This window comes from Streptomyces sp. NPDC030021, from assembly GCF_055574035.1.
This window is the reverse complement of record NZ_JBVIAH010000003.1, coordinates 387,995-397,225: the sequence shown is the minus strand read 5'-3', so window position 1 is coordinate 397,225 and position 9,231 is coordinate 387,995. Positions and strand designations below refer to the sequence as shown.

6 protein-coding genes are annotated in these 9,231 nt (G+C 72.8%); 3 read left to right on the top strand and 3 right to left on the bottom strand.

Annotated elements, in window-relative coordinates; genetic code table 11:
• Both ACZ4YL_RS07850 and ACZ4YL_RS07845 read right to left on the bottom strand, forming a co-directional pair.
• On the bottom strand, window positions 1–2,276 hold a 2,276-nt coding region (locus ACZ4YL_RS07850), incomplete at its 3' end, for a diguanylate cyclase domain-containing protein (protein ID WP_468114582.1).
• Between the two features lie 282 nt (window positions 2,277–2,558).
• Window positions 2,559–3,506, bottom strand: a complete 948-nt coding sequence (locus ACZ4YL_RS07845) for a 2-hydroxyacid dehydrogenase (RefSeq protein WP_468114580.1) — start codon at window positions 3,504–3,506, stop codon at window positions 2,559–2,561.
• Between the two features lie 73 nt (window positions 3,507–3,579).
• On the opposite strand from ACZ4YL_RS07845, the gene ACZ4YL_RS07840 reads away from it, so the two are divergent.
• The 3 genes from ACZ4YL_RS07840 to ACZ4YL_RS07830 all read left to right on the top strand — a co-directional run bounded on the left by ACZ4YL_RS07840 (window position 3,580) and on the right by ACZ4YL_RS07830 (window position 6,192).
• Complete coding sequence (locus ACZ4YL_RS07840) at window positions 3,580–4,587, top strand: aldo/keto reductase (protein ID WP_468114578.1); 1,008 nt, start codon at window positions 3,580–3,582, stop codon at window positions 4,585–4,587.
• A gap of 147 nt (window positions 4,588–4,734) precedes the next feature.
• Window positions 4,735–5,970, top strand: a complete 1,236-nt coding sequence (locus ACZ4YL_RS07835; protein WP_468114576.1) for a PQQ-dependent sugar dehydrogenase — start codon at window positions 4,735–4,737, stop codon at window positions 5,968–5,970.
• A 33-nt stretch (window positions 5,971–6,003) separates the two neighbouring features.
• The gene (locus tag ACZ4YL_RS07830; protein ID WP_468114574.1) at window positions 6,004–6,192 is read left to right on the top strand and encodes a DUF6191 domain-containing protein; all 189 of its coding nucleotides are present in this window, start codon (window positions 6,004–6,006) and stop codon (window positions 6,190–6,192) included.
• On the opposite strand, the gene ACZ4YL_RS07825 is transcribed toward ACZ4YL_RS07830, so the two are convergent.
• Window positions 6,155–9,223, bottom strand: coding sequence for a helix-turn-helix transcriptional regulator (locus tag ACZ4YL_RS07825; protein WP_468114837.1), 3,069 nt, complete (start codon window positions 9,221–9,223; stop codon window positions 6,155–6,157). The two genes, ACZ4YL_RS07830 and ACZ4YL_RS07825, sit on opposite strands and share 38 nt — an antisense overlap.
• Window positions 9,224–9,231: the final 8 nt, after the last annotated feature.

Below are 9,231 nucleotides of genomic sequence, written 5' to 3'. Positions count from 1 at the left end.
TTGTGTTGGTGTTCTGTCCCCCTCCATCCTCTCTCCCCCTTCCTTTTCTTTTCTTTTTTTTTTTTTTTTTTTTTTTCTCCCCCCCCCCCCCCCCCCCCCCCCCCCACGACTGCACCGCCCTCGCTGTACTCGGCGACCCGGAGGAACTCCGCCGGGGTGAAGAGGATCCCCTGGGCGGAGCGCCAGCGGGCCTGCGCGGCGACGGCCGACACCTCGCCGGTGGCCAGCGAGACCACGGGCTGGTGCACCAGGCCGAACTCGCCCTCATGCAGCGCCGTCCGCAGCCGGCCGGCCAGCTCGGCCTTGCGTACGACTTCGGCCTGCATCTGGGGGGCGTACATCTCGACGCGGTCCTTGCCGCCGGCCTTGGCCCGGTACATCGCGAGATCCGCGTTGCGCATCAGGTCCGAAGGGGTGATGCCGGGGTCGGCGAAGGCCGCCCCGATGCTCGCGGCGACCCGGACCTCGCTGCCGCCGATCCGGTACGGCTGGGAGAGGGTGGTGCGCAGCCGCTCGGCGATCTCGCGTACCTGGTACTCGCGGGCGCCGGGGTCGCGGTTGCCGTCGCCCAGGATCAGCGCGGCGAACTCGTCGCCGCCGAGGCGGGCCGCGGTGTCCCCGGCCCGGACCGAGTCCTGGAGCCTGCGCGCGGCTTCGACGAGCAGTTCGTCGCCGGCCTGGTGGCCGATGGTGTCGTTGACCGCCTTGAAGCCGTCGAGGTCGATGAAGAGCACGGCGGTGCTGTGGTCGCCCGCGCGCCGGCCGGTCAGGGCCTGGCGCACGCGCCGGGTGAACAGGGCCCGGTTGGGCAGGTCGGTCAGCGGATCGTGTTCGGCGCTGTGCTGGAGCTGGGCCTGGAGCCGGACCCGCTCGGTGACGTCCCGGCTGTTGAGGATGAGCCCGCCCTGGTGACGGTTGACGGTGGACTCCACGTTGAGCCACTCGCCGCCGCCCGATTTGAAGCGGCACTCGATGCGGGTGGTGGGCTCCTCGGTCGGCGGCGCGGCGAGGAAACGGCGTACCTCGTGGACCACCCGGCCGAGGTCGTCGGGGTGGATCAGGGTGGCGAGCTCGGTGCCGACCAGCTCCTCCGCCTCACGGCCGTAGACCCCGGCGGCCGCGGGGCTGACGTAGCGCAGGGTTCCGGTGGGCGCGGCGATCATGATGACGTCGCTGGAGCCCTGGACCAGGGAGCGGAAGTGGTTCTCCTTCTGGGCCAGTTCCTGGGTCAGCGCGATGTTGTCGAGGAGCATGATGCCCTGCCGGATGACGAGGGCGAGCACGACCGTGCAGCCGGTGAAGACGACCATCCGGTCCACCTTCCGGCCGTCCACGACGTTGTAAAGGATGCCCAGGGTGCACACGGCGGCCGCGAGGTAGGGGGTGAGGGCGGGCAGCGAGCCGGTGATCGGGCGGCTGTGCGCCCGGTCCGCGCGCGGGCGCACAGCCGGCTCCGGGCCCGGGTGGAGGCGCCGGGCGCCCCAGGGCGCGTACGCGAGGAGCAGTGAGCCCGCGAACCAGCCGGCGTCGAGCAGCTGTCCGGACTGGTACTCGGCGCTCAGCAGGGGCGAGGTGAACAGGGCGTCGCTGAGCACGGTCAGGGCCAGCGCCGCGATGGCGGTGTTGACGGCGGAGCGGTTGGTCTCGCTGCGCCGGAAGTGCAGGACCAGGACCATCGAGACGAGCGCGATGTCCAGGAGCGGGTAGGCGAGGGAGAGCGCGGCGCGCGGGACGCTGCCGGGGGCGCCGGACTGGGCGGTCCGCGCCGCGTGGGCCAGGGCCAGGCTCCAGGAGAGCGTGAGCAGGGAGCCGCCGATGAGCCAGGAGTCGAGTCCGAGGCACACCCAGCCGGCGCGGGTGACCGGGCGTTTGGCGAGGACGAGCAGGCCCACGATGGCGGGCGGGGCGAAGCAGAGGAAGGCGAAGTCGGCGAGTGAGGGTTTCGGCACTTCCTCGCCCAGGATCACCTCGTACCAGCCCCAGACCGCGTTGCCGCCGGCGCCCATGAGGGAGGAGAAGGCGAAGAGCAGCCAGGCGGGGCGTTCGCGGCTGCCGATCGCCCTCGCGTAGGAGTAGCAGGAGACCGCGGCGAGTAAGCCGGCCGCGCTGAGCCCGAAGTCACCCATGATCTCGGCGACTTCCTCCGAGCCCCAGTTGAGGGCGGCGCCGACGGCGTACCCGCCGCTGACCACCGCGAGGAGCAGCTGCATCGCCAGGCCCTTGCCTCCGCCCGAGACGGACGGCCGGTTCAGGAGCGCCGCCCCCGGGGGACTCACCGGTCCCCCTCGCCGGCTGGTTCCGGTGCAGCCCAGTCTCGGCAGCGTCGCCTCCGGCGGCTGTGCCGCGTCGGATCCTTCGTCCATTGGCCGTACATCGCCCGTCGCCCCCCAAAGTGTCCGATCACTCCCCAGCGCCAGACGTTCGTGGCGCAGCCCCTTCTTCCGGACGATACACCACTTTCGTCACTCAGGGACATAGTCTCTCTACTCTCCGTTACCAATCGGGGAGTTGTGCCCACCCTGCGCATTCGAATGACTGCGGAGCGTGTGCATCACGCGTCACTCGGTGATCAACACCGTGTGCTCCACCGGCTCACCGGCGGCGAACCGGGTGAGCTGGCGAGCCAGCAGGCGCTTGGCCCTGGGCTCGAACGCCGAGCTGCTGCCGCCCACATGAGGTGTGATCAGGACATTCGGAGCATGCCAGAGCGGGTGGCCCGCGGGCAGCGGTTCCGGGTCGGTGACGTCGAGTGCCGCGCGCAGCCGGCCCGACTCCACCTCCGCCAGCAGGGACTTGGTGTCGACGACGGGACCGCGCGCCACGTTCACCAGCAGGGCGCCGTCCTTCATCCGGCTGAGGAAGTCGGCGCCGACCAGCCCCCGGGTGGCGTCGGTCAGCGGTGTCACGAGGATGACCACGTCGGCCCGGGGCAGCAGCCCGGGCAGGTCGGCCAGGGCGTGCACGGGCCCGCGTGCGGCGGTCCGCGCCGTACGCGCCACCCGTGCGACCGGGCCGCATTCGAAGGCCACGAGCCGGTCCTCGATGGCGGAGCCGATCGATCCGTAGCCGATGATCAGAACCGACTTGTCGGCGAGGGCGTCGTAGAACCCGGAACGCCACTCCTCGCGGTCCTGGCCGCGGACCATGCCGGGGATGCCGCGCAGGGAGGCGAGCGTAAGCGCGAGGGCGAGTTCGGCGGTGCTGGCCGTGTGGACCCCGACGGCGTTGCACAGCCGTACGCCGGGACGCAGGTCTCCGAGGCGGCCCAGCACGTCGTCGATGCCGGCGGTCAGCGTCTGGACGACCTGGACCGCGGACATCGCCGCCAGCGGGCGCACGGTGACCTCGGGGGGCTTCATGTAGGGCGTCACGTAGAAGACGCAGTCGGCCGGATCGGCCGGGAACGCGTCCTCGCCGTCCCAGAGGCGGTACCGGAAGGAGTCGGGGAGGCCCTCGATCTCCTCGGCGGGGAACGGGAGCCAGACATCCGGGGTCATTGCAGTCATGATCACGAGGCTATGCCAAGGCATCCGGATCAAGCCGTTAGTTTGAGGGCCGTAGCCGGAGGGGGACGCAGGGGTGGAGCGCAGGTCGATCGGGGCGGGGGCGCTGACGGTGGGCGCCGTCGGCCTCGGCTGTATGCCGATGAGCTGGGCGTACGCGCCTTCGCGGCGGCGGGGGCAGGAGTCGCTGGCCGCCGTGCACACGGCGCTGGACCTGGGGTCGAACCTGCTGGACACGGCCGACGTGTACGGGCCGTTCACCAATGAGCTGCTGCTCGGACGGGTGCTGCGGGAGCGGCGGTCCGAGGCGTTCGTCTCGGCCAAGGTGGGGCTGCGGGCGGGTGACCAGCACGTGGTCGCCGACGGGCGGCCCGGCTACCTGCGGCGGGCCTGCGACGCCTCGCTGCGGCGGCTGCGGACCGATGTCATAGACCTCTACCAGCTGCACCGGGTGGATCCGGACGTGCCCGTGGAGGAGACCTGGGGGGCCATGGCCGAGCTGGTGGGCGCGGGCAAGGTGCGGGCGCTCGGGTACTGCGCGCTGGGCGCCGGTGCCGGTCCCGGGGCCGGGCGGAGCGGGGACCGGGCGTACCGGACGACCTTGCGGCACCTGGAACGGCTGCAGCAGGTGTTCCCGGTGAGCGCGGTGCAGGCGGAGCTGTCGGTGTGGTCGCCGCAGGCGGCGTGGCAACTGCTGCCGTGGTGCGCGGCGCGCGGGGTGGGGTTCCTGGCGGCGATGCCGCTGGGCAGCGGGTTCCTCACGGGGACCCTCACGCCGGGTGAGGGGTTCGAGCCGCAGGACGTGCGGGCCCGGCATCCGCGGTTCACGGCGGAGGCGATGGCGTCGAACCAGGTGCTGCTGGCGGGGATGCGGCAGGTGGCCCGGCGGCACGGCCCCGAGGTCACGGTCGCGCAGGTGGCCCTGGCGTGGGTGCTGGCGCAGGGGCCGCAGGTGGTGCCGGTGCCGGGGGCCGACCGGGCGCCGTGGGCGGCGGAGAACGCGCGGGCGGCGGAGGTCCGGCTCTCGGCCGGGGACCTGGCCGAGATCGCGGCCCTTCCGGTCGAGGTGGGAGCCTGGGACTGATCCGGCACCGGCGCGGGGTGGGGCGGGGTCGATCCGGGGGGCCCGACAACCACTCGATCGAGTGTACGAGTGATGGAACTTCGCGAACTGCCGGAGCTGTTGAGAGGGATGAAGGGCACGATCGGAGGACCGGAAGGGAGCAGGGCGATGCGATACGGAAGTTCTCCCGGGCAGGCGGGATCCGAGGGCGCGGGCGGTCGGCGCCGGGGGGTGCTGGCGGCGCTCGCGCTGGCCGGCTGCGGCGCTCTGCTGGCCGCGGGGTGCTCGCCGGAGAGCGCACCGGGCGCGGGTCCGGGCGGCTCCCCACCGAGCACGGCCCCGGCGGGCTCCGGGTCGCCGGGGCCGTCGGGGAGACCGTCCGTGTCGCCGGAGGCCACCGGCCCACCGGCGAAGGGGGCCGTGACGGTGACCGGCGAGGTGGCCAAGGGGCTGGAGTCGCCGTGGGGCGTGGCCCCGCTGCCGGGCGGGGACCTGCTGGTGGCCTCGCGGGACAAGGGGACGATCAGCAGGGTCGCGACGGGTTCGGGCGCGGTGACCCAGATCGGCAAGGTGCCGGGGGTGGCTCCGGGCGGGGAGGGCGGGCTCATGGGCCTCGCGCTGTCGCCCACCTTCGCGTCGGACCGGCTGGTGTACGTGTACTTCACGACCGAGTCCGACAACCGCATCGCCCGGCTGCGGTACGACGAACAGAGACCTGCCGGGCAGCAACTGGGCGCTCCGGACACGGTGTTCCGGGGCATACCCAAGGGCCTCATCCACAACGGCGGCCGGATCGCCTTCGGCCCGGACAAGATGCTCTACGCCGGGACGGGCGAGACCGGTGACACCGGGCTCGCGCAGGACAAGAAGTCGCTGGGCGGCAAGATCCTGCGGATGACCCCGGACGGGGATCCGGTGCACGGCAATCCTGAGGCGGATTCCGTCGTCTACTCCTACGGGCACCGCAATGTGCAGGGCCTCGCCTGGGACAAGGACAAACGGCTGTGGGCGGCCGAGTTCGGCCAGAACACCTGGGACGAGCTGAATCTGATCGAGCCCGGCGCCAACTACGGGTGGCCCGAGGCCGAGGGGAAGGCGGGAAAGCCCGGCTTCCGGGATCCGGTGGCCGTGTGGAAGACCGACGAGGCCTCGCCGAGCGGGATCGCGTGGGCGGAGGGTTCGGTGTGGATGGCCGGGCTGAAGGGCAAGCGGCTGTGGCGGATCCCGCTGGCCGGCACGGAGCTGGTGGCGGAGCCTGAGCCTTTCCTGGAAGGCGAGTACGGGCGGCTGCGGACGGTGGTGCCCCTCGGTGGGGACCGCATGCTGCTCGTCACCAGCGAGACGGACGGACGCGGGTCCCCGGAAGCGGGCGACGACAGGATCCTGACCCTGACGGTGCGATGACCGGCAAGTCCCCGGCGGGGGACGAAAGGTGCGGTGGGCACGGTGTTCAACATGATCGAGGAGCTGTTCAACCCGGGACGCAAGCACACGGACGAGGAGAAGAAGCGGCTGGAGCTGTCCCGGACCGACGTCAATGACAACGATCCGGGACGGGGTCCGATAGACCTCGACTCCGGCAAGGTGCTCATACGCCTGGACCAGCAGCCTCCGGACGGGGACTGACCGGGACGGGGGCGGCGAAGAGACGCAGACGGTGGGCGAGGGCGGCCGCCTCGCCGCGGCCGGTGACGCCCAGCTTCGCCAGGATGTTCGAGACGTGCACGCTCGCCGTCTTCGGTGAGATGAAGAGCTCCTCGGCGATCTTCCGGTTGGTGCTGCCGGCCGCCACCAGGCGCAGTACGTCCCGCTCGCGGCTGGTCAGCCCGAGCGCCTCGGCCGGGTCGGTCTCCGGGACCGGCGGGGCGGCGGCGCTGTCGGCGCCGGTCAGCGGGAGGCGGGCACGCTGGGCCAGCAGGGCCAGGTCCTCGCGCAGCCTGCGTGAGCCGATCCGCTCGGCGGTGGCGTAGGCCTCGCGGAGCAGGGCGGCCGCGGGCTCCCGGTCACCGGCGGCCAGCAGGGCCTCCGCGAGCCGGTGGCAGGCCCTGGCCAGCAGGTACGGGCGCTCCAGCGGGCGGACGGCCTTCTCGACGGCGGTCCAGTCGGCGAGGGTGTCCCGGGCCTCGGCCCGGCGCAGCTCGGCCCGGACGTACTCGGCGTAGGCGGTCCACACCGGGACCGGGGTGGCGAGGGAGCGGGCGGCGGTGCGCAGCACGTCCAGGGCCGCGTCCCGGCCGGCCTCGGCGGCCGGGAGTCCCCGGGCGTCGGCCTCCGCGGTGGCGGCGGCGAGCAGCAGCGGCCAGGCGTAGCGGTGCTGCCCGAGCGGGAAGCCGTAGGCGGCGGCAGCGGACGTCTCGGCGCGGACGTCGGCGAGCCGGCCCTCCGCCGCAGCCACGCCGATCGCGAGGCGGTAGAGCGGGATCCGGTGCTGGGGTTGGGGCTTGGTCTCGTGGTTGCCGAAGTGGGCGTGGGCGGCGGCCAGCTGGTGGGCGGCTTCGGTCAACTCGCCGCGGGCCAGGGCCAGGTAGGCCAGTCGTGCGGAGGCTGAGCCGCGCGGGGCCGCGCTCTGGCCGACCAGCAGGGTGCGCCGGGCCGCCTCGGCGGCCTCGTCCCAGCGGCCGAGGCTGTAGAGGCTCTCGGCCTTGTTCCCGCAGACCCAGGCCTCGCTGTCCATGAGCCGGGATCTGCGGACCAGTTCGGCCCCTTGTTCGGCCAGTTCCACGGCTTCGCGGGACCGGCCCAGGCTTTCCAACTGAGAGGTGAGATTGATATGAGCACGCCCTGCCAGCATGGTGAGCCCGAGTTTCGTGGCCCGTTCCCGGACCGCGTGCATCTCGGCGAGACCGCCCGGAGCGTCGCCGGAGTCGGTGAGCAGAGCTCCGACCGTGATCCGGGCGTTGAGCTCGGTCTCCTCGGCGCCGACCATCCGCGCGTACTCGACGGCGCGTTCGGCGGCGGCGAGGTTGCCGGGGCCCGGCTTGTGGAGCATGCCCCAGCTCGCGGCCCGGACCAGGACCTCGGCGTGCACCTGGGACGGGGGCAGCCCCCGGACGAGGTCCTGCGCCCTGGCTATCTCCTCCCAGCCGTCGCCGCGCCCGAGGCCGGCGATCAGCCGGGAGCGCTCGGTCCAGAACCAGGCGGCCCGCAGCGGGTCGTTGTCGTCCTCCAGCAGGCGCAGCGCCGTCTTCGTGATCTTCAGGGCGCGGTCGCGCTCGCCGCCGTAGCGCGCCGCCACGGTGGCTTCGGCCAGCAGGTCGAGCCGCTGGAGCGCGGTGGTGGCCGGGTCGCAGCCGCACGGAGGGTACACCTCGGTGTAGTCGGCCGGGCGGAGCGCCTCGCGTACGTCCTCCGGAGCGCTGTCCCACAGGTCCATGGCCCGTTCCAGCAGGCGCAGTTGCTCCGAGTAGGCGTGCCGGCGGCGGGCCGCCACGGAGGCGGCCAGTACGGCGGGCAGCGCCTTGGCGGGATCGTTCGCGTGGTACCAGTAGCTGGCCAGCCGGATGACCCGCTCCTCGGCACGGACCAGCGACCCGTCGGCCTCCATGGCCTCGGCGTAGCGGCGGTTGACGCGGGCCCGCTCCCCGGGCAGCAGGTCGTCGCTGACGGCCTCGCGGACCAGGGAGTGCCGGAAGCGGTAGCCGTCGCCGTCGGGGGTGGCGAGCAGGATGTTGGCCCCGACGGCGGCTCTCAGCGCCTCGATCAGCTCGTCCTCGGTGAGCCCGGCGACGGCGTGCAGCAGCGGGTACTCCACGGTGGAGCCGCCCTCGGCGACGATGCGCACCAACCGCTGGGTCTCGTCGGGGAGCACCTCGACACGGACGAGGAGCAGGTCGCGCAGGGATTCGGTGAGCCCGGTGCGGCAGCCGCTCTCCTTGGAGGCGACGAGTTCCTCGACGAAGAAGGCGTTGCCGTCCGACCGGTCGAAGACGGAGTCCACGAAGTCCTCGTCGGGCTGCGCGGCGAGGATGCCGGCGAGCTGGCGGCGTACCTCGGCCCGGTTGAAGCGGGACAGCTCGATGCGCCGGACGGTGCGGAGCCGGTCGAGTTCGGCGAGGAGCGGGCGCAGCGGGTGGCGCCGGTGCACGTCGTCCGCGCGGTAGGTGGCGACGATGACGAGCCGGCCGCTGGAGAGGGTGCGGAAGAGGTAGGAGAGCAGGTGCCGGGTGGAGGTGTCCGCCCAGTGCAGGTCTTCCAGGACGAGGACGACGGTGCGGTCGGCGGCGAGGCGCTCCAGCATCCGGGCCGTCAGTTCGAAGAGCCGGGCGGTGCTCTCCTCGTCGTGCGGGCCGCGCGGGGTGTCGCCGAGTTCGGGGAGGATGCGGGCGAGTTCGTCCTCCTGGCCGGCGGCAGCGGCGGCCAGTTCCCCGGGCAGCAGCCGGTGCAGGGTGCGCAGGGCCGTCGAGAACGGGGCGAAGGGAAGGCCCTCCGCCCCGATCTCCACACAGCCTCCGACGGCGACGACGGCGCCGCGGCGGTCCGCCTCGCAGAGGAACTCCTCGGTGAGGCGGGTCTTGCCGACTCCGGCCTCTCCCCCGATGAGCATCGCCTGCGGTTCCTGCCCGGCGGCCCGGGTCAGTGCGTCGGTGAGTACGGCCAGTTCATCGGCTCGGCCGACGAACACCGGGCTGACAGATCTGGTCTCCACGCCGCCGAGCATCGCACAGA

Excerpts from the sequence above, each read along its gene's own strand:
- ACZ4YL_RS07845 (WP_468114580.1), bottom strand. The coding sequence starts at position 3,506 with ATGACTGCAATGACCCCGGATGTCTGGCTCCCGTTCCCCGCCGAGGAG.
- ACZ4YL_RS07835 (WP_468114576.1), top strand. The coding sequence starts at position 4,735 with ATGCGATACGGAAGTTCTCCCGGGCAGGCGGGATCCGAGGGCGCGGGC.
- ACZ4YL_RS07825 (WP_468114837.1), bottom strand. The coding sequence starts at position 9,223 with ATGCTCGGCGGCGTGGAGACCAGATCTGTCAGCCCGGTGTTCGTCGGC.